17 protein-coding genes are annotated in these 18595 nt (G+C 64.1%); 11 read left to right on the top strand and 6 right to left on the bottom strand.

The genetic code is table 11. From position 1 onward, the window contains the following. Window positions 1-794 precede the first annotated feature (794 nt). The 6 genes from ACSZPK_RS03985 to ACSZPK_RS03960 all read left to right on the top strand — a co-directional run bounded on the left by ACSZPK_RS03985 (window position 795) and on the right by ACSZPK_RS03960 (window position 7699). A complete protein-coding gene (locus tag ACSZPK_RS03985; protein WP_437880082.1) occupies window positions 795-2090 on the top strand; it encodes a M20 family metallopeptidase in 1296 nt (431 codons plus the stop codon). Between the two features lie 218 nt (window positions 2091-2308). After that, window positions 2309-3643: an OprD family outer membrane porin gene (locus tag ACSZPK_RS03980; RefSeq protein ID WP_437880081.1), complete on the top strand. Its 1335-nt coding sequence runs from the start codon at window positions 2309-2311 to the stop codon at window positions 3641-3643. Window positions 3644-3657: 14 nt separating this feature from the next. Then, window positions 3658-4971 carry an MFS transporter gene (locus ACSZPK_RS03975; RefSeq protein WP_437880080.1) on the top strand — a complete coding sequence of 438 codons (1314 nt, stop codon included), beginning with the start codon at window positions 3658-3660 and terminating at the stop codon, window positions 4969-4971. 52 nt (window positions 4972-5023) lie between these two features. Next, the gene (locus ACSZPK_RS03970; protein ID WP_437880079.1) at window positions 5024-5779 is read left to right on the top strand and encodes a class II aldolase/adducin family protein; all 756 of its coding nucleotides are present in this window, start codon (window positions 5024-5026) and stop codon (window positions 5777-5779) included. Beyond that, window positions 5776-6726: a 2-hydroxyacid dehydrogenase gene (locus ACSZPK_RS03965; protein WP_437880078.1), complete on the top strand. Its 951-nt coding sequence runs from the start codon at window positions 5776-5778 to the stop codon at window positions 6724-6726. Before ACSZPK_RS03970 ends, ACSZPK_RS03965 begins: the two co-directional genes overlap by 4 nt. 52 nt (window positions 6727-6778) lie before the next feature. After that, window positions 6779-7699 (top strand): LysR family transcriptional regulator, encoded by a 921-nt coding sequence (locus ACSZPK_RS03960; RefSeq protein ID WP_437880077.1) that lies wholly within the window; start codon window positions 6779-6781, stop codon window positions 7697-7699. Window positions 7700-7706: 7 nt separating this feature from the next. On the opposite strand, the gene ACSZPK_RS03955 is transcribed toward ACSZPK_RS03960, so the two are convergent. Next, window positions 7707-9074, bottom strand: a complete 1368-nt coding sequence (locus tag ACSZPK_RS03955; RefSeq protein WP_437880284.1) for an MFS transporter — start codon at window positions 9072-9074, stop codon at window positions 7707-7709. 118 nt (window positions 9075-9192) lie between these two features. Here ACSZPK_RS03955 and ACSZPK_RS03950 point away from each other — a divergent pair, with 118 nt between their 5' ends. Together ACSZPK_RS03950 and ACSZPK_RS03945 are read left to right on the top strand one after the other, a co-directional pair. Beyond that, the gene (locus ACSZPK_RS03950; RefSeq protein ID WP_437880076.1) at window positions 9193-10083 is read left to right on the top strand and encodes a LysR family transcriptional regulator; all 891 of its coding nucleotides are present in this window, start codon (window positions 9193-9195) and stop codon (window positions 10081-10083) included. A gap of 83 nt (window positions 10084-10166) precedes the next feature. Beyond that, window positions 10167-10739, top strand: a complete 573-nt coding sequence (locus ACSZPK_RS03945) for a xanthine phosphoribosyltransferase (protein ID WP_437880075.1) — start codon at window positions 10167-10169, stop codon at window positions 10737-10739. A gap of 290 nt (window positions 10740-11029) precedes the next feature. Here the strand turns inward: ACSZPK_RS03945 and ACSZPK_RS03940 are convergent, their stop codons facing one another. Then, window positions 11030-11242, bottom strand: coding sequence for a DUF1127 domain-containing protein (locus ACSZPK_RS03940; protein WP_437880074.1), 213 nt, complete (start codon window positions 11240-11242; stop codon window positions 11030-11032). A gap of 150 nt (window positions 11243-11392) precedes the next feature. Between ACSZPK_RS03940 and ACSZPK_RS03935 the strand changes: the two genes are divergently transcribed. Then, window positions 11393-12805, top strand: coding sequence for a PLP-dependent aminotransferase family protein (locus tag ACSZPK_RS03935; protein WP_437880073.1), 1413 nt, complete (start codon window positions 11393-11395; stop codon window positions 12803-12805). A gap of 3 nt (window positions 12806-12808) precedes the next feature. Here ACSZPK_RS03935 and ACSZPK_RS03930 read toward each other — a convergent pair whose 3' ends face one another. Continuing rightward, a complete protein-coding gene (locus ACSZPK_RS03930) occupies window positions 12809-13960 on the bottom strand; it encodes an MFS transporter (protein ID WP_437880283.1) in 1152 nt (383 codons plus the stop codon). Window positions 13961-14081: 121 nt separating this feature from the next. Beyond that, window positions 14082-15575, bottom strand: coding sequence for an aldehyde dehydrogenase (locus tag ACSZPK_RS03925; RefSeq protein ID WP_437880072.1), 1494 nt, complete (start codon window positions 15573-15575; stop codon window positions 14082-14084). 195 nt (window positions 15576-15770) lie between these two features. Here ACSZPK_RS03925 and ACSZPK_RS03920 point away from each other — a divergent pair, with 195 nt between their 5' ends. Beyond that, window positions 15771-16136, top strand: a complete 366-nt coding sequence (locus ACSZPK_RS03920) for a cupin domain-containing protein (RefSeq protein WP_437880071.1) — start codon at window positions 15771-15773, stop codon at window positions 16134-16136. Between the two features lie 139 nt (window positions 16137-16275). Here ACSZPK_RS03920 and rpmG read toward each other — a convergent pair whose 3' ends face one another. Together rpmG and rpmB are read right to left on the bottom strand one after the other, a co-directional pair. Beyond that, window positions 16276-16431: a 50S ribosomal protein L33 gene (gene rpmG / locus ACSZPK_RS03915; RefSeq protein WP_012703270.1), complete on the bottom strand. Its 156-nt coding sequence runs from the start codon at window positions 16429-16431 to the stop codon at window positions 16276-16278. A gap of 10 nt (window positions 16432-16441) precedes the next feature. Continuing rightward, window positions 16442-16678 (bottom strand): 50S ribosomal protein L28, encoded by a 237-nt coding sequence (rpmB, locus tag ACSZPK_RS03910; RefSeq protein ID WP_021702024.1) that lies wholly within the window; start codon window positions 16676-16678, stop codon window positions 16442-16444. A gap of 324 nt (window positions 16679-17002) precedes the next feature. Between rpmB and ACSZPK_RS03905 the strand changes: the two genes are divergently transcribed. Next, the gene (locus ACSZPK_RS03905; RefSeq protein ID WP_437880070.1) at window positions 17003-18580 is read left to right on the top strand and encodes an ABC transporter substrate-binding protein; all 1578 of its coding nucleotides are present in this window, start codon (window positions 17003-17005) and stop codon (window positions 18578-18580) included. Window positions 18581-18595 lie beyond the last annotated feature (15 nt).

The raw sequence follows: 18595 nt of genomic DNA, 5'->3' as shown, positions 1-18595 counted from the left end.
AGCGATGGAGCCGCTGTCCCGCCTTCGCGGGAATGACGAGGTAGGCCCCGGCATGCGCGCCTGCCTGGCGCTCTTCGTTCGCCGCCGGCCATGAGGATGCATCCATGGATGCCAACCTCCTCATGCCCGTCGTCCTCGCGAAGGCGGGGACCCAAATGCTCCAGCGGCTTATCACCTCACGTTTCTGGATGATTCCCCTTCGGGTCAGCGCAATCGCTGTTCAGCGATGGAGCCGCTGTCCCGCCTTCGCGGGAATGACGAGGTAGGCCCCGGCATGCGCGCCTGCCTGGCGCTCTTCGTTCGCCGCCGGCCATGAGGATGCATCTATGGATGCCAACCTCCTCATGCCCGTCGTCCTCGCGAAGGCGGGGACCCAAATGCTCCGGCGGCTTATCGCCTCACGTTTCTGGGTGATTCCCCTTCGCGGGAATGACGATTACTTCGGCGGTGGGTGTTGCGCTTACTGCCGTGTTCGCTCCTGACTCAACATTGCCTGCACCACCCGCGCACAACGCCGTCGCCCCGAACGCGGCCGTCATTCATCCTTTTTCGACTGCCGCCTCACCGCAACCGAACCCTGCCGGGCGCCCTACAACCGTGCTCTGTCACCAGCCCGCACACCCTCTCTCCAGGCCCCGCATGCCCTGGGGCGCAGCCCCTCGCAGGTGCATCCACGCACCGCAATCTTGCATGCCGTTACAGCATGGTCATTCCCGAAAATGGGTATTGGACGCTATGGAACAGGGCCACTTAGCCTGCGCAACCATCGTGTTCACCCACCCGTTGGAGATCCCATGCAGCAAGCCGCCATGCCTCGGAATGACCTGGAACGACAGATCGTCGAGGCCGTTGAAACCCTGCGCGCAGAGACCGTCGACTGGCTGTCGCAACTGATCGCCAAGCCGTCGTTGCTTGGCCAGGAAGCCTCGGCCCAGGCCTGGGTCGCCGAGCGCTTCGCGCAGCTGGATCTGGAAGTCGATAACCTGGTCATCGACGAAGACGCGATCCGTGAACACCCCGGCTATTCGCCCTCGCTGATCAGCTATGACGGGCGCGTCAACGTCATCGGGCGTCACCGGCCACAGCAAACCCGAGGCCGCTCGCTGATCTTCAACGGCCACATCGATGTGGTGCCGGTCGGTGACGCCGCGCTCTGGACCCGCCCGCCGTTCGAGCCCTGGGTCGACGGCGACCGCCTGTATGGGCGCGGCGGTGCCGACATGAAGTCCGGCATCATAGCCTACCTGATCGCCTTCAAGGCCCTGCGCGAGCTGGGCTACGAGCCGGCTGCCGAGGTCATCCTGCAATCGGTGATCGAAGAAGAATGCACGGGTAACGGCGCCCTGGCTTGCCTGGTCGCAGGCTATACCGCCGATGCGGCGATCATCACCGAGCCGACCAACAACGGTGTCATGGCCTGCCAGATGGGGGTGATGTGGCTGACCCTGGAAGTCGAAGGCCACCCCGCCCATGCCGCCCGCGCCAGCCAGGGCTTCTCCGCCGTGGAGATGGGCATGCGCCTGTTCAAGGCCTTGCAGGAACGCGAAGCACACTGGAACGAACCCCAGCATCGCCATCACTGCTACACCCACTCGCACAAGCCGATCAACTTCAACCTGGGCCGTATCGAAGGCGGTGAATGGACCTCCTCGGTCCCCACCCGCTGCCGCCTCGATATCCGCGTCGGCTTCTATCCCGGACGCACCATCGAAGACGTGCGCGGCGAACTGGAGACCTGCATCCAGGATGCATTCGCTGCCCACCCGGCCAGCAAGGATGCGCAATACCGGATTCGCTACGAAGGCTTCAAGGCCGAAGGCTGCGAAGTCGACATGAACACGCCGATGGTCACCTCGCTCAAGGACGTGCACCGCGACGTGCTCGGCACGGAAGTCGCCGAATACACCTTCGAAGGCACCACCGACGCGCGCTTCTTCAACCTCTACGGCGGCATCCCGGCGACCTGCTATGGCGCAACCGGCGACAACATCCATGGCATCGACGAATGGGTCTCCATCGACTCGATCATGGACGCCACCAAGGTTCTCGCCGTGTTCATCGCCCGCTGGTGCCAGCTCAACCCGCGCTGAACAGGCTGTGTGAAAACGTAGCGAGCGACGGTCAAGCAAGGCAAAAACCGGCGAAAAAGCGCAGTTTACGCGTTGTAAATGAGCATTTTGAGCCGGTTTTTAACGCCGCATGACCGAGCGCAGTAGTTTTCACACAGCCTGTGAACCGCCCGTTCGAACAACAAAAACAACAGCAGCACTCATCGATCTGCCGCCAACAACGATTACAGGCACATTCCATGCACTCACCCAGCAGATTTGCCGGCCCCCTCGCCGGAGTCCTCGCTTGCATCGCATTCACCCAACCGGTCAACGCTGAAGAAGGTTTCATCGAGGGCAGCTCGCTCACCCTCAACACCCGTCATTGGTTCTCCAAGGAAATGGCCAGCAAGAGCAACCTGTTCCGCTACACCACCGAGGACGGTCCGCAGACATCCCACGACCGCAGCGCCTGGGTGCAGGCACTGAAGCTGGAGTATCGCTCCGGCTTCACCGACACCCTGGTGGGCGTCGGTGTAGACCTGTCGACCTACACCGCAATCGCCCTCGACCACAGTACCGCCAAGGCGGCGGGGGGCAGCAACCGGATGCTGGTCAATGCCGATGGCGACGTAGTCGACGACTGGAGCAAGCTGGGTATCGCCGCGCTCAAGCTGCGCTTCGCCGATACCGAGGTGAAGCTCGGCCGCCATCAGGTCGATACGCCGATGATGAGTTACTTCGACCTGCGTGCATTGCCCGCCTCGTTCGATGGCGCCTCGTTGCAAAACACCTCCGTCGACGGCCTGACCGTCAAGGCCGGCTACTTCGATCACACCAGCCCACGTGCCGCTGCGGGCACCGAAGAGCTGGCGCTGCAATGGGCCTCGCGTGCGGTAACGCCGGACTTCAACGCTTACGTAGGCGGCGACTACAGCTTTGGCGACGGCTGGCGAACCAGCGCCTATGTATCGCGCCTGGAGGACGTCTGGAATCGACAGTACCTGGGCCTGGCCAAGCAACTCAAATGGGGCGACCTCACCACCCAGGTCCGCATCGACGCCTACAACACCGACTCCCAGGGCCGCGAGCTGGCCGGCAAGATCGAGCAACAGGCCTATGGCCTGACCGTGACACCGACCTACGGTGCCAACAGCGTCAAATTCGGCTTGCAGAAAATCGTCGGTGACGAGTGGTTCGACTACGTGCGCGACTCCAATGCCATGTCGCTGCCCAACGCCATGGGCTCGTACTTCAACGGCCCCAACGAAACCTCCTTCCAGGTGGCGTATACCCGCGACTGGGGCCGCCTGGTTCCGGGCCTGAAGTCACTGCTGTGGTACGTGCGCGGCTGGGGGATCGACGGCACCCACTATGACGGCGGCCCGAACGGCGCCTACACCCTCTCGCCTACCCAGGACGACACCAGCCATTACGAGGTCGGCGCCTACCTGCTGTACACCCTGCAATCGGGCCAACTCAAAGGCGCCAGCCTCGCCGCCGGCAGCAACTGGCTGCGCAGCCACGACAACCAGATCGAAGGCAACGTGGAAGAAGCACGCGTTGTTATCAACGTGCCCTTCCACATTTTCTGAGCCAGGAGCCGACCATGACTTCCCCTACGCTTTCGCTGGACGCGTCGACTGCTGCATCGCCCCTGAGCATCGGCCAGATACGCAAGATCGTGTTCGCCGCCTACCTCGGCAACGCCCTGGAGTGGTACGACTTTTTCCTGTTCGGCACCGTCGCCGCCATCGTCTTCGCCCCGCTGTTCTTCCCCGGAGACGTCCCCGCCGTGTCGCTGATCGGCGCCTTCCTAGCCTTCGGCGCCGGCTTCGTCGCACGCCCCTTGGGCGCGGTGATCTTCGGCCACATCGGTGACCGTTATGGGCGGCGCATTTCGCTGGTCGCCACGGTCATGCTGATGGGCCTGGCCACCACCACCATCGGCCTGCTGCCGACCTACGCCACCGCCGGGATCGCCGCGCCGATCATGCTCACCATCCTGCGCGCCCTGCAGGGTATTGCCGCGGGTGGCGAATGGGGCGGCGCGACCTTGCTCGCCATCGAGTACGCGCCGCCGAAAAAGCGCGGCCTGTATGCCTCGATCATCCAGCTCGGTTCGCCGACCGGCACCCTGCTGTCCTCCGGCGGCGTTGCACTGGTTGCCTCACTGCCTGGCAATGCCTTCCTCGAATGGGCCTGGCGCCTGCCGTTCCTGGTGTCCATCGTGCTGGTCGGCATCGCCCTGTGGATGCGCTGGCACGTCGAGGAAACCCCGGCGTTCAAACAATTGGCCAAGGAAGACAAGACCGAGAAGATGCCGGTGCTCGAACTGCTGCGCCAGGTGCCGGGTCGCCTGCTGATCGGTATCGCCGCGTACCTGCAATGCAACGCCGGCTTCTTCATCATGACCGCGTTCATGATCAGCTACGTGACCAAGACGCTCGGCCTGCCCAGCACAGTGATTCTCAAGGCCATGAGCATCGCCGCCGTGGTGCAGATGATCGTGCTGATCCTCTCCGGTCGCCTCGCCGACCGTATCGGTGCGGTGCGTACCGTGGTGATCGGTTATGTGGTGACCCTGGCCCTGGCCTTCCCGATCTTCTGGCTGGTCGACACCCGTGAAAGCCAGTGGATCACCCTGGGCATGATCGGCGCCCTGGGCATTGCCACCATTCCCTATGCGCCCATCGGCAACCTGCTGGCCCGCCTGTTCCCGCCGCACCTGCAATACAGCGGGCTCGGGCTGTCGGCCAACCTGTCGGCGGTCATCGCCGGATTCATGCCGGCGCTGGCCACGCAGATGCTGGTGATTTCCGACAACCAATCCTGGGGCCCCGCCAGCCTGCTGGCCCTGATCGCCGGGACCTCACTGGTCGGTGCCCTGCTCACCGGCTACGTCACCCGCAAACAACCCTGACCTGGCGCCGCAGCCTTAGAGGCTGCGGCGTTTCCTCTTGAGGATCGCTGTCATGCACGACATCGAACGCCACCTGCGCCAGGAACTGGCGGCTTGCTACCGGCTGGTCGCTCATTACCGGATGAGCGACCTGATCTTCACCCACCTTTCGGTCCGTATCCCCGGTCCGGAACATCACTTCCTGATCAACCCCTACGGGCTGCTGTTCGAGGAAATCACCGCCTCCAGCCTGGTCAAGATCGACCTCGCCGGCCAGCCCGTGGCGCCCACCGGGCACCGGGTAAACCCGGCAGGCTTCGTTATCCACAGCGCCATCCATGCCGCCCGTGACGACGCCCAATGCGTGCTGCACACCCACACCCGCGCCGGTTGTGCCGTCGCCGCCCAGGCCGCCGGGTTGCTGCCGATCAGCCAGTTCGCCCTGACCTTCCACGGCCGGGTCGGCTACCACACCTACGAAGGTGTGGCCCTCGATCTGGACGAACAGGCACGCCTGGTTGCCGACCTGGGCGATAACGACGTGATGATCCTGCGCAACCACGGTTTGCTCAGCGTGGGCCGCAGCGTGGCCGAAGCCTTCATTCGCCTGTTCTATCTGGAGAAAGCCTGTGATGTGCAGATCGCCGCCCAGGCCGGCGGCGACCTGCTGCTGCCGGACACTCCCGTGCGCGAACGCACCCAGCGCCAGCTCAACGATCCCGCGCGCCAACGCAGCGCCCGCGAGCTGGACAACCCGGGCGGCGTCGAACTGGCCTGGCAGGCGCTGTTGCGCCAACTCGACCGTATCGCCCCGGACTACCGACTATGACCCCCCGCACACCGACCATCGCCCTGCTCAGCGCGCGCGACGACATGACGCCGATGGCACAGGCCTGGCAGGCGTTGCACCCCGATCATGACCTGCGCCTGGGCGACGACCTGGGCGCGCTGGAAGAGATAGAGGCCGCTGTCTGCTGGTTCCCGCCTGCCGGCCTGCTGGCCCGCCTACCGCATCTGCGCCTGATCCAGTCGGTCGGCGCCGGCATCGAGCACCTGCTCGACGATCCCGAACTGCCCGCCGACGTGCCGCTGTTCCGCATCGTCGACCCGCAGATGGCGGCCGGCATGGCGGCGTACGTGACCTGGGCAGTGACCAACGCCCAGCGCGGCCTGGATGAGTGCGCCCGCGCCCAACAGGAAAAACGCTGGGCCTCGGTGCAGGTCCGCGCACCGCACACGCACCGCGTCGGCATCGCCGGCCTGGGTGAGCTCGGCGTGCATTGCGCACGAGCCTTGCGGGCGCTCGGCTATCCGCTCGCGGGCTGGAGTCGCAGCGCCAAGACCGATTTGCCAGAGGGCGTGCAAAGCTTCGTCGGCCCCTCGCAACTGCCTGCCTTTCTCGCTCAATGCGAGACATTGGTTTGCCTGCTGCCGCTGACCGAGCAGACCCACGGCCTGCTCGACGCCACGCTGTTCGAGCAGTTGCCGCCCGGCGCGCACGTGATCAACGTCGGGCGCGGCGATCACCTGGTCGAGGCGGACCTGCTGCAAGCCCTGGCCAGTGGCCAACTGAGCCAAGCCACGCTGGACACCTTCAGCGTCGAACCGCTGCCCGCGACGCACCCGTTCTGGAGCCACCCACACATCCGCATCACGCCGCACATCGCCACGCGCACGGCCGTCGAGGTCATCGCCGCACAGACCCTGGAAAACCTCGCCAGCCTGACCACAGGCACCTCTTCACCACGACGTGTACACACGGCCCGTGGCTACTGAACCGATCTGTAGCCAGTTGGGCCGGCCGGAGCCCCTGGCGTATGCTGCGTGCATGAACCTGCGCCGCATCGAATGCTTCCTCGCCGTCGTCGACACCGGCACCGTGACCGCGGCTGCCGCTGCGCTGCACGTCGCCCAACCGGCGCTCAGCCGTCAGTTGCAGACCCTGGAAACGGAACTCGGCCTGCGCCTGTTCGACCACCAGCGCAACCGCCTGCAACTGACCCCGGCCGGCCGCGAACTGGTGCCGCTAGCGCGGCAACTGCTGGACAACGCCCGCTCGGTGAGAGCCGCCGCGCAAAGCTGGTCTGCCGGGCGCATTCGCCAACTGCGCCTGGCCGCCACCCCGGCGACGATTTCCGGGCTGATTGCGCCGTTCATCACCACCCTGGAGGCGGACGATCCGCTGTTGCTGACCCAGGAAGCCCAGCCTTGCCAACTGCATGAGCTACTGCACTCCGGGATCGACATGGTGCTGTCCCCCGCCAACATGAGCGAGGATTTCGCCAGCCTGCGCCTGGGCCCGGTGCCCTTGCGCGCCTACGTGAGTGCCGCGCATCCCTGGGCCAGGGCACAGCGTGTCGACGTCAGCCTCGAAGAGCTGGTCAACGAGCGGCTGATCCTGCACACCAGCCAGAGCATCGCCCGCCAGGAGTTGAACATGGCCCTCGTGCGTACCGGCCTCGCCTACGGCCAGGTGGACGAATGCGATCAGGCGGCGATCGTACAGGCGTTGGCCTCCAGCGGTCGTGGGGTCGGGGTGGTCACCGATCCTCCCAAGTACCCCGGCTGGCACGTCCTGGTGCGTAGCGATGAACAGGTCAGCTCGACTCATCTGGGCGTAGTCCTGCACGCCGCCTGGGATCGCCAGCACTACAGCATCCAGACCCTGGAACGCCTGGCGCAGCGCATTGCGGCCTACCTCGTACACAGCCACGAGCAATTCACCCAGGCGCCATTGGTCCGCCGTTGAGCACGGCTCAGCCATCCGTTCCCAGGCACTGGCACGAGCTGCCCTTCGCTCTGCGCCCCGGCAAGGCGATTGCCAACCCTGCTCCAGCCAACGCGACCAGCGCACTGCACCACAACGCCCGATCCATACCGTCCACCGAATCACTGGCGGCATTGGCCAGTGACACCAGCACCGCCAGGCCGAGCGCCCCGCCGATCTGTTGCACCGTGGAGGCCATGCCCGAGGCCACGCCCTGCTGTGCAGCGGGCACGCCCTGGCCGGCGCAGACCCACATGGAAGTCCAGGTGATGCCCTGGCCGAGGCTCAACAGCAGGATCGCCGGCAACAGGCTCGTATAGCTGTCGACACGAACCAGGCCGGTCGTCTGCCAGGCGATTCCGGCGGCACCGGCAAGCAGGCCGATGATCAATGAACTGCGCGCCCCGAAGCGCGCCAGCAACCGCTCGGCCAGGGCGATGCCGACGGTGCAGAACAGGGTCGCCGGCAAAAACGCCAGGCCAGTCTGCAACACGCTGAAGCCATACACACGCTGGTAGTAGATGGCCAGGAAGTAGTACTGCACGCCATAGCTGCTCATGAACACTGCCGTGATCAGCATCGCCAGCCACAGGCTGCGCTGGCGCAGCAGGTCCAGGTGCATCAGCGGATCAGTGGTGGTGCGCTCGATATGGATGAATGCCGCGAGCAACAGCAGCGCCAGTACGAAGGCGACGATCAATCCGGGTGACTGCCAACCCCATTCCGGCCCCTGGATGAACCCCAACACCAGCAGGCAGCCACCTGCCGTCACGCAGATCGCGCCGGGCAGGTCGAAGCGGCGCCCCGACTCACGGGCAGCATCCGCCGCGATCCAGCGGCCGGCGCCCCAGGCACACGCTGCCGCCAACGGCACGTTGACCAGGAACACCGCTTCCCAGCCGAACCACTGGGTCAACACCCCGCCAAGCAATGCCCCGAGCGCCAGACCCGCTGCCGAAGCCGCGCTCCAGATCGCCAGGGCGCGGGTGCGCGGCGGGCCTTCGGCGAAGTGGGTATTGATCAACGCCAGGGTCGCCGGGAACAGCATCGCCGCGCCAACGCCTTGCACTGCACGAGCAAGTACCAACAGCAACGGTGAATCGGTGCAGCCTCCGGCCAGCGAGGCCAGGGCGAACAAGGTCTGGCCGATGCGATACATGCGCCGACGACCGAGCAGGTCGGCGCAACGCCCGCCGAGCAACAGGCAGCCGCCGAAGGCTACGCTGTAGGCGCTGATCACCCACTGCAGTTGCTGGGCGGAAAACGCCAGTTGCTCGCCGATGCTCGGCAGCGCGACGAACAGGATAGTGGCGTCCAGGGCGATGATCAGTTGCGCGCAGGCAAGTAGCGCAAGCATCAGGCGGGGATGGGCGGAAGGCATGGGCGGGTCCTTGAAGACTGAGCGGACCGGCAGTGTCATTCATGCTCAACGCATGATAAATATCGAACCGAACCTATCAGTAATGATAAAAATCATGGATCTGAATGCCGTCCACCTGCTGCTCAAGGTCGCCGAGCTGCGCAGCTTCACCCTCGCCGCCAATGCCACCGGCATGACCCAGTCCGGCCTGTCGCGGGCCATCGCCCGGCTCGAACGGCAGTTGGGCACACGCCTGCTCAACCGCAATACCCGCAGTGTCAGCCTGACGCCCGACGGCACCGTACTGCGCGACCAATGCGCACCACTGCTCTGCGGCCTGGAAGATGCCGAACGCACCCTCCTCGACCGCCGTTGCGAACCCAGCGGCACCCTGCGCCTGACCGCGCCGGCGGCATTCGGGCGGATGATCGTGCTGCCGCTGCTGGGCGAGTTGCACCAGCGTTATCCACAACTGCACATCGAGAGCACCCTGAGCGATCGGGTCGTGGATATCGTCGAGGATGGCTTCGACCTCGCCGTGCGCACCGGGCGCATCGACGACCAGGGCATGATCGCCCGGCCGTTGCGCGCCACTCGATGGACCTGCGTGGCGACGCCCGGCTACCTGGCTCGACGGGGCACGCCGCAGAACCTCGATGATCTCGCCGATCACGACTGCCTGGCGGTACGTAATCCGCGCGATGGCCGACTGGTCGCCTGGCAGTTCATCGACAAAGGCAAACCCAGGGATCTGGAAGCCTGCGGCCGGCTGATCTTCGACAACGGCGACGCCTTGCTCGAAGCCGCCCACCTCGGCCTGGGCATCGCCCAACTGATGGACTTCGCCGTGGCCGAGGCAATCGCCGACGGGCGCCTGGTCGAACTGCTCCAGCCCTATGCCGGGCGCCAGCGGGAAATCTCCATCGTCTATCCGCCGTCGCGCCAGCGCTCCCCTCGTTTGAAAGTGTTCGCCGATGCCCTGGTGGAACGCTGGGGACGAGAGTGACTCGGCATTCGCTCGGTGCCCCTACAAGTGCGCCGCGTTTTGAGGGAAAATCCGCCGCTTTCGTCGAGCCAGAGGGTGCAGTCGTGGAAGCGTTGAAACAGAAAATACTGAGCGAAGGCATCGTCCTGTCCGAACAGGTGCTCAAGGTCGACGCCTTCCTCAACCACCAGATCGACCCGGCGCTGATGCAGCAGATCGGCCATGAGTTCGCCACGCGCTATCGCGACCAGGGCATCACCAAGATCGTCACCCTCGAAGCCTCGGGCATCGCCCCGGCGGTGATGGCCGGCCTGGAACTGGGCGTACCGGTGATCTTCGCCCGCAAGTACCAATCGCTGACGCTGAAGGACGACCTGCTGATTTCCAAGGTGTTCTCCTTCACCAAGCAGACCGAAAGCACCATCGCCATCTCGGCGCGCCACCTGAGCGCCGCCGACCACGTCCTGGTGATCGACGACTTCCTCGCCAACGGCCACGCCGCCAAGGCCCTGATCGACCTGATCGGCCAGGCCGGCGCGAGCATCGCCGGACTCGGCATCGTCATCGAGAAATCCTTCCAGGAAGGCCGCGCCCTGCTGGAAAGCCAAGGCTACCGCGTCGAATCCCTGGCCCGGGTGAAGTCACTGGTGGATGGCGCCGTCGCCTTCGTCGAATAGAGCAACTGCAAGTTAAAAGCTACCCAGACGCGCTGAGCGCTGAGAAGCGATTCACGATCTCACAATCTCGTTCGAATGACTGCTTCGAGGCAGGAGCGGACATTCGTTATTACTCCGTCATTCCCGCGAAGGCGGGAACCCAGAAGAGCCTTTAGCGCTTTTTTATTTGGGCTCCCGCCTTCGCGGGAGTGACGGTAAATAGTATCGATGTCCACAATTGCCTCAACGCTGCCTGATGAGCCAATCGGAGGTCATGAACAGATTCTGAGCTCTTACTTGAAGCTTGCAACTTAACCGCCCCACAACCGCCACACCGGCCGCTCGATCTCCTCGAGGGCCTCTTCCCGACTCAAGCCGACATCGCGCAGTTGCGATTCATTCAGCCCGACCAATCCCTTGCGGGTGTGCAGACGGCGCAGGAATGCCTGCAACCGCGCCTGAAAAGTCTTGGCCGGCACCTGCCGCCGGGCCGGCAGCACGGCGTGTTCGATGAGGTCGGGCATGATGTTCTCCTTGCACGTATCTGTATGGGAGAACATGATGATTTCCGCAGGGAAATGGATACAGATTCAGGAAAAACCAATTAAAACCATACAGATTGGTTTTTCCTGATCTGAATCCCGCTTTCCAGACCTATCTGTATGGCCCACCCCATGAACCTCTATCGCAACCTCGCCGAGCTGCTTGGCGCACGCATCGAACAAGGCCTCTATCGCCCGGGCGATCGCCTGCCCTCGGTACGCAGCCTGAGCCAGGAACACGGCGTAAGCCTGAGCACCGTGCAGCAGGCCTATCGCACCCTGGAAGACCGCGGCCTGGCCACGCCGCGGCCGAAGTCCGGCTATTTCGTACCACCGGCGCGCCAGCTTCCCGCACTCCCCGAGGTCAGTCGCACGACCCAGCGACCAGTCGAGGTATCCCAATGGGACCAGGTGCTGCAACAGATCGGCGGCGCGCCCACCGATACGCTCATCCAGCTCGGCCGGGGGCGGCCAGACATCAGCAGCCCGACGCTCAAGCCGCTGCTGCGCAGCCTGTCGCGCCTGAGTCGACGCCAGGACCTGAACTGCCTGACCTACGGCAGCCTGTATGGCGACCTTGGCCTGCGTGAACAGATCGCCCGCCTGATGCTGGACTCCGGCTCGCGCATCGCCGCCGAAGAGATCATCGTCACCACTGGCTGCCATGAAGCGCTGCTGACCGCCCTGCACGCCGTCTGCCAACCTGGCGACGTGGTAGCGGTCGAATCGCCGAGTTTCCATGGCGTGATGCAGGCGCTGAAAGGCTTCGGCATGAAGGCCTTGGAGCTGCCCACCGATCCGCTCACCGGCGTCAACCTGCAAGCCCTGGAACTGGCCCTTGAGCAATGGCCGATCAAGGCCATCCAGCTCACCCCCAACTGCAACAATCCGCTTGGCTACATCATGCCGGAAGCCAACAAGCGCGCCCTGCTGACCCTGGCCCAGCGCCATGACGTGGCGATCATCGAGGACGATGTGTATGGCGACCTGGCCTACAGTTACCCGCGCCCGCGCACCATCAAGTCATTCGACGAAGATGGCCGCGTGCTGCTCTGCAGCTCCGTCTCCAAGACCCTGATACCCGGCCTGCGCATCGGCTGGATCGCCCCCGGCCGTTACCTGGATCGGGCGCTGCACATGAAGTACATGTGTACCGGCTCCACCGCCCAGGTTCCGCAACTGGCCCTGGCCGAGTTCATCAAGGGCGGCCACTACGAGCCGCACCTGCGACGCATGCGCGCGCAGTACCAGCGCGGACGCGACCTGATGAGCGAGTGGATCGCCCGTTACTTTCCGCCGGTGGTGAAAGTCAGCCAGCCGGTCGGCAGTTTCATGATCTGGGTGGAAATGCCCGAGGACTTCGACAGCCATCGCCTCAACCGCCTGCTCGTGGAACAAGGCGTGCAGATCGCCACCGGCAGCATCTTTTCCGCCGCCGGCAAATACCGCAATTGCCTGCGCATGAACTACTCGACGACCAGCGACGAAGTCGAGCAGGCGCTGCGCATCGTTGGCGAGACCGTGGCGGGCATGCTCGTCGAGTGAAGGTTATTTCTGCAACGAAACGTTCGATACGCTTGCCCGACCTTCTCGCCAGGTCAGCCAGACGAACACTGCAGCGCCCACAGCCATCAACAGCGGCAGGGCATGACCACTGATCCACTGGCTCACCGCGCCGGTGACCAGCGGCCCGACCAGGCAACCCAGACCCCAGAGTTGGGCAACGTGGGCGTTGGCGCGCACCAGTTCATCATCGCGGAAGCGCTCGCCAATCAGGATCAACGACAGGGTGAACAAGCCGCCGGCGCTGGCACCGAAGATCACCCACAGCGGCCAGATCAGCGGCGTGTGCAATAACAGCGGGACGCCGAGGCTCGAAAGCAGCAGAGCAATGCCACACACCCGAAACAGCGTGAGGCGCGGCAGGCGGTCGGCCAACCAGCCGATGGGCAGTTGCAACGCCGCATCGCCGACCACCACCACCGTGGCCATCAGCAGCGCCACTTCCTGGGTGAAGCCCTGGTGCAGCCCGTAGACCGGCAGCAGGGTCAGCATCATCGCTTCGAAGGCAGCGAACAGCATCACCGCCCAGGCGATGGTCGGCAGCTCGCGACAGAACCCCACCAGGCCACGCCCCGAAGCACTGTGCTCGTCGACCCGTGGCGCCCCGCTACGCCCGAGCAGCAGCAACGAACCGCCGATCAACAGGCCGGTGCCGGTCCAGAAGCCGATGTCGGTCTTGGTTCCCAGGGCGGTAAGCAGGAGCGGACCACACAGCTGGCTCAGCGCGTAACCGGTGCCATACAGCGCCACCAGGCGGCCTCGCCATTTCTCCACGGCCAACTGATTGATCCAGCTTTCACCGAGGATGAACACTACGGTCAGTGCCACGCCGATGGCCAGGCGCAGGACGATCCAGATCGCGTAATGCTGCACCAGCGCCAGCATCGCCACCGATACGGCGCCGACCAGCAGGCACAGTTGCATCAGCAAGGTCGTGCCAACCCGGGCGGCGAGGAAGCCGGACAACGCAGCGCCGAGCAACACGCCAACCGCCGGCGTCGCGGCCATCACCCCGATGGCGAAGTTGCCGTAGCCCCAGCCTTCCAGGCGCAGGGACACCAGCGGCATGGTCACGCCCAGGGCCAGGCCGATGCTGATCACCGCCGCGCAAACGGCGAAATAGGTGCCCCAACGCATTTCCATGACGCTCTCCATCATGATGATCAGGCGAAAGAAAACGGCCGGGCCCTGGAAGGAGCCCGGCCGCCTCGGTGTATCAAGCCTGCTTCGGCAGGCGCGAATCACCCTCGGCAATGGATCAGAGTTTGATCCAGGTCGATTTCAGCTCGGTGTACTTGTCGAACGCGTGCAGCGACTTGTCGCGACCGTTGCCGGACTGCTTGAAGCCGCCGAATGGCGCGGTCATGTCGCCGCCGTCGTACTGGTTGATCCACACGCTGCCGGCACGCAGGGCCTTGCCGACCAGGTGCGCGCGGGACAGGTTGCTGGTCCACACCGCAGCGGCCAGGCCATAGACGGTGTCGTTGGCAATGGCGATGGCTTCTTTCTCGTCGTCGAAGCCGATCACCGACAGCACCGGGCCGAAGATTTCCTCCTTGGCGATGCGCATGGCGTTGTTCACGCCGTCGAAGATAGTTGGCTCGACGTAGGTGCCGCCGGTTTCCTCCAGCACGCGCTTGCCGCCGATGAGCAGCTTGGCGCCGTCGTCATGGCCGGCCTGGATGTAGGACAGTACGTTGTTCATCTGAATGGTATCGACCAGCGCACCGACAGTGGTCTGCGGGTCCAGCGGGTTGCCCGGCTTCCAGCCCTTGAGTGCCTCGACCACCAGCGGCACGAATGTGTCCTTGATCGAATTCTCTACCAGCAGGCGCGAGCCGGCGGTGCAGACCTCGCCCTGGTTGAAAGCGATGGCGCTGGCGGCAGCTTCGGCAGCGGCCTTGAGATCAGGCGCATCGGCGAACACGATGTTCGGGCTCTTGCCGCCGGCCTCCAGCCACACGCGCTTCATGTTCGACTCGCCAGCGTAGATCATCAGTTGCTTGGCGATCTTGCTCGAGCCGGTGAACACCAGGGTGTCGACATCCATGTGCAGGGCCAGGGCCTTGCCCACGGTGTGGCCGAACCCCGGCAGCACGTTGAACACGCCTTGCGGGATGCCGGCCTCGATGGCCAGTTGGGCGATGCGCAGGCCGGTCAGCGGCGACTTCTCGGACGGCTTGAGCACCACCGAGTTGCCGGTGGCCAGGGCCGGGCCGAGCTTCCAGCAGGTCATCAGCAGCGGGAAGTTCCACGGCACGATGGCCGCGACCACGCCGACCGGCTCGCGGGTGACTAGGCCAAGCTGGTTGTGCGCGGTGGCCGCCACCTCGTCGTAGATCTTGTCGATGGCCTCGCCGCTCCAGCGGATGGCGTTGGCGGCAGCGGGCACGTCGACGCTGGTGGAGTCACTGATCGGCTTGCCCATGTCGAGGGTTTCCAGCAGCGCCAGCTCCTCGCCATGGGCTTCGATCAGGTCGGCGAAACGCTGCAGGACTTTCTTGCGCTTGACCGGCGCCATGCGCGACCAGGCACCGGAATCGAATGCTTCGCGGGCAACCTTGACCGCCAGATCGGCGTCAGCCTGGTCGCAACTGGCGACATGGCCGAGCAGGCGGCCATCGACAGGGCTCAGGCACTCGAAAGTGGCGCCTGAAACCGCATTGCGGTATTCGCCCTGGACGAAGGCACGGCCTTCGATCTTCAGGTCCTTGGCACGTTGTTCCCAATCGGAGCGAGTCAGAGCGGTCATCTTGTTGTCCTCGAATTAGGTGTGCTGGATCGACAACCCAGCCAGGCATTCATTCGGCACAGCCGAGTGCCGGCCACACTAAACCAGCGGAACACGAATTTTCAATATTTTTGACAGAATGGAATTTATCGCCTTGCTACGTTCGTTTTATCAAACATAGACTCGACCACCTTTCCTCTTTATTAAGGAGCGGCCATGACCCTGGACAAGATCGTCGACTTCGCCAGCAGCACAACGCCTGCCGAGCACTATCGACCCGCCAAGGAAAAAGTCCTCAAGGGCGATCCCGAGCAGAATGTGCGCAACCACTATTCCAGCCCCTGTGGCCAGTTCAGCAGCGGCGTGTGGGAAGGCGCGGTCGGCCAGTGGACGGTGAACTACACCGAGCACGAATACTGCGAAATCCTGCAGGGCGTTTCGGTGCTGCGCGACAGGGACGGCAGCGCCCGAACCGTGCGCGCCGGCGATCGCTTCGTGATCCCGGCGGGGTTTTCCGGGACCTGGGAAGTGCTGGAGCCTTGCCGGAAGGTCTATGTGATTTTCGAAGCGAAGGGCGCATGAATCGCTGAGTCACAGAAACAAAAAATTGCCGGGAGCAATTTTTGACGTCGCTTGCGACGGCCCGAAGGGTGGCCGCCATGGATGGCAGGCCACAAAAAACCCGCCATGAAGGCGGGTTTTTCGCTTGGAGCCAGACCAATTACTTGATCTTGGCTTCCTTGTAGATCACGTGCTTGCGGACGACCGGATCGTATTTCTTGATCTCGATCTTGTCCGGGGTGGTGCGCTTGTTCTTGTCGGTGGTGTAGAAGTGGCCGGTACCGGCGCTGGACACCAAACGGATCAGTTCACGCATGACAGTCTCCTTAAACCTTTTCGCCGCGAGCGCGCAGCTCGGACAGCACTACGTCAATGCCGCGCTTGTCGATGATGCGCATGCCCTTGGCGGAGACGCGCAGACGCACGAAGCGCTTCTCGGACTCGACCCAGAAGCGATGGTGCTGCAGGTTCGGCAGGAAACGACGACGGGTTTTGTTGTTCGCGTGGGAAACGTTGTTCCCGGTTACCGGACCCTTACCGGTAACTTGACAGACTCTCGACATGCCTCAGCCCTCTAAAACCACATGCCCAACCCGGCATGGGTTGGCCGCTTGAACTCAATAGTCATTTGGCGCTCAGCGCCACGTTTCTCAGGGGGTCTTACCGACTATCTCGCTCACGCATTTGCCGGGCCCCAAGAAAAGAGCGCTACTTTATACCAGAACACCCTAGACCTAGCAAGGCGATGTGCAGGTTGAAAAGCTGTCCACAGGCCAGAGGCGCCGGACACAGGGCATGTGCTGACTACCGCTCGTCGCCCTTGCCGGTTGTCCCGGCTGAGCCGCTTGGTCTAGGGTTACGCCTTCACTCGCTGGAGATGCACCGACATGCGCCTTGCCGCCCTGCCCCTGCTGTTCACCCCGTTCCTGGCGCAAGCCGCCACCCTGGGCGTATGCACCGAGGCCAGCCCGGAAGGTTTCGATGTGGTGCGCTACAACTCGCTGACCACCACCAACGCCTCGGCCGATGTGCTGATGAACCGCCTGGTGGAGCTTGCCCCCGGCAGCAGCGACCTGGTGCCCGGCCTGGCCGAGCGTTGGGAAGTTTCCGCCGACGGCCTGCAATGGACCTTCCGCTTGCGCCCGAACGTGGCCTTCCACACCACGCCCTGGTTCACCCCCACTCGCACATTGAATGCCGAGGACGTGCTGTTCAGCTTCCGGCGCATGATCGACCCGCAACACCCCTGGTACAAGACATCGCCCAGCGGTTATCCACATGCCCAGTCGATGCAGTGGCCCACGCTGATCGAACGGATCGAAGCCGTCGATCCGCTGACCGTGCGCTTCACCCTCAAGCATGCCGATGCCACCTTTCTCGCCAGCCTGAGCATGGGCTTTGCTTCCATCTATTCCACCGAGTACGCGAGCAAATTGCTCGCCGCCGGGCAGACCGACCGACTCAACCGCGAACCGGTCGGCACCGGGCCGTTCCAGCTCAAGCGTTTCCAGCGCGATGCGGTGGTGCGCTACATCGCCAACCCGAACTATTTCGCCGGCAAACCCGCGCTGGACTCGCTGGTGTTCATCATCACCCCGGAAGCCACCGTACGCCTGCAGAAGCTGCGTCGTGGCGAGTGCCACATCGCCCTGTCGCCCAAACCGCTGGATATAGAGAGCGCACGCCAGCAGCACGAGCTGAAAGTCAGCGAAACCCCGGCCTTCATGACGGCCTTCGTGGCGATCAACAGCCAGCATGCACCGCTGGACAAACCCGAAGTGCGCCAGGCGATCAACCTCGCCTTCGACCATGAGCGCTACCTCAAGGCGGTGTTCCAGGGCAGCGCGCAGATCGCCAATGGCCCCTTTCCGCCCAACACCTGGAGCTTCGACCGCAGCCTGCCCGGCTATGCGCACGATCCGGCAAAGGCTCGCGAACTGCTGAAGCAGGCGGGTCTGGAACAAGGCTTCGACACCACCATCTGGACACGTCCTTCCGGCAGCTTGCTCAACCCCAATCCGGGCCTGGGCGCACAGATGCTGCAGTCCGATCTGGCCGGTGTCGGCATTCGCGTGCAAATCCGGGTGATCGAGTGGGGCGAACTGATCCGTCGCGCCAAAGCCGGCGAGCATGACCTGTTGTTCATGGGCTGGGCCGGCGATAACGGCGATCCGGACAACTTCCTCAGCCCACAATTTTCCTGCGCGGCGGTAAATAGCGGCACCAACTTCGCTCGCTACTGCGCCCCGCAACTGGACAAATTGATCGGCCAGGGCAAGACCGACGGCGACCGCCAGGCCCGCGAGCAAGCCTATAAAGAAGCACAGCGCATCATCCACGACCAGGCACTCTGGCTGCCCCTCGCCCACCCGACCGCCAGCGTCCTGCTGCGCCAGCAGGTCGAGGGCTACCAGGCCAGCCCGTTCGGGCGGCAGGACTTTGCCAAGGTGGAGTTGCGCGAGTAAGGGCTGCTTAGAGGC

The sequence above is a fragment of the Pseudomonas sp. LRF_L74 genome, from assembly GCF_965644255.1.
In the GTDB taxonomy this organism is placed as follows: Bacteria; Pseudomonadota; Gammaproteobacteria; order Pseudomonadales; family Pseudomonadaceae; genus Aquipseudomonas.
Note: the sequence above shows the minus strand (reverse complement) of the source record. Positions and strands in the feature narration are given on the sequence as shown.

Coding starts and splice junctions, on each gene's coding strand:
- ACSZPK_RS03985 (WP_437880082.1), top strand. CDS start 795: ATGCAGCAAGCCGCCATGCCTCGGAATGACCTGGAACGACAGATCGTC.
- ACSZPK_RS03980 (WP_437880081.1), top strand. CDS start 2,309: ATGCACTCACCCAGCAGATTTGCCGGCCCCCTCGCCGGAGTCCTCGCT.
- ACSZPK_RS03975 (WP_437880080.1), top strand. CDS start 3,658: ATGACTTCCCCTACGCTTTCGCTGGACGCGTCGACTGCTGCATCGCCC.
- ACSZPK_RS03970 (WP_437880079.1), top strand. CDS start 5,024: ATGCACGACATCGAACGCCACCTGCGCCAGGAACTGGCGGCTTGCTAC.
- ACSZPK_RS03965 (WP_437880078.1), top strand. CDS start 5,776: ATGACCCCCCGCACACCGACCATCGCCCTGCTCAGCGCGCGCGACGAC.
- ACSZPK_RS03960 (WP_437880077.1), top strand. CDS start 6,779: ATGAACCTGCGCCGCATCGAATGCTTCCTCGCCGTCGTCGACACCGGC.
- ACSZPK_RS03955 (WP_437880284.1), bottom strand. CDS start 9,074: ATGCTTGCGCTACTTGCCTGCGCGCAACTGATCATCGCCCTGGACGCC.
- ACSZPK_RS03950 (WP_437880076.1), top strand. CDS start 9,193: ATGGATCTGAATGCCGTCCACCTGCTGCTCAAGGTCGCCGAGCTGCGC.
- ACSZPK_RS03940 (WP_437880074.1), bottom strand. CDS start 11,242: ATGCCCGACCTCATCGAACACGCCGTGCTGCCGGCCCGGCGGCAGGTG.
- ACSZPK_RS03935 (WP_437880073.1), top strand. CDS start 11,393: ATGAACCTCTATCGCAACCTCGCCGAGCTGCTTGGCGCACGCATCGAA.
- ACSZPK_RS03930 (WP_437880283.1), bottom strand. CDS start 13,960: ATGCGTTGGGGCACCTATTTCGCCGTTTGCGCGGCGGTGATCAGCATC.
- ACSZPK_RS03925 (WP_437880072.1), bottom strand. CDS start 15,575: ATGACCGCTCTGACTCGCTCCGATTGGGAACAACGTGCCAAGGACCTG.
- ACSZPK_RS03920 (WP_437880071.1), top strand. CDS start 15,771: ATGACCCTGGACAAGATCGTCGACTTCGCCAGCAGCACAACGCCTGCC.
- rpmG (WP_012703270.1), bottom strand. CDS start 16,431: ATGCGTGAACTGATCCGTTTGGTGTCCAGCGCCGGTACCGGCCACTTC.
- rpmB (WP_021702024.1), bottom strand. CDS start 16,678: ATGTCGAGAGTCTGTCAAGTTACCGGTAAGGGTCCGGTAACCGGGAAC.
- ACSZPK_RS03905 (WP_437880070.1), top strand. CDS start 17,003: ATGCGCCTTGCCGCCCTGCCCCTGCTGTTCACCCCGTTCCTGGCGCAA.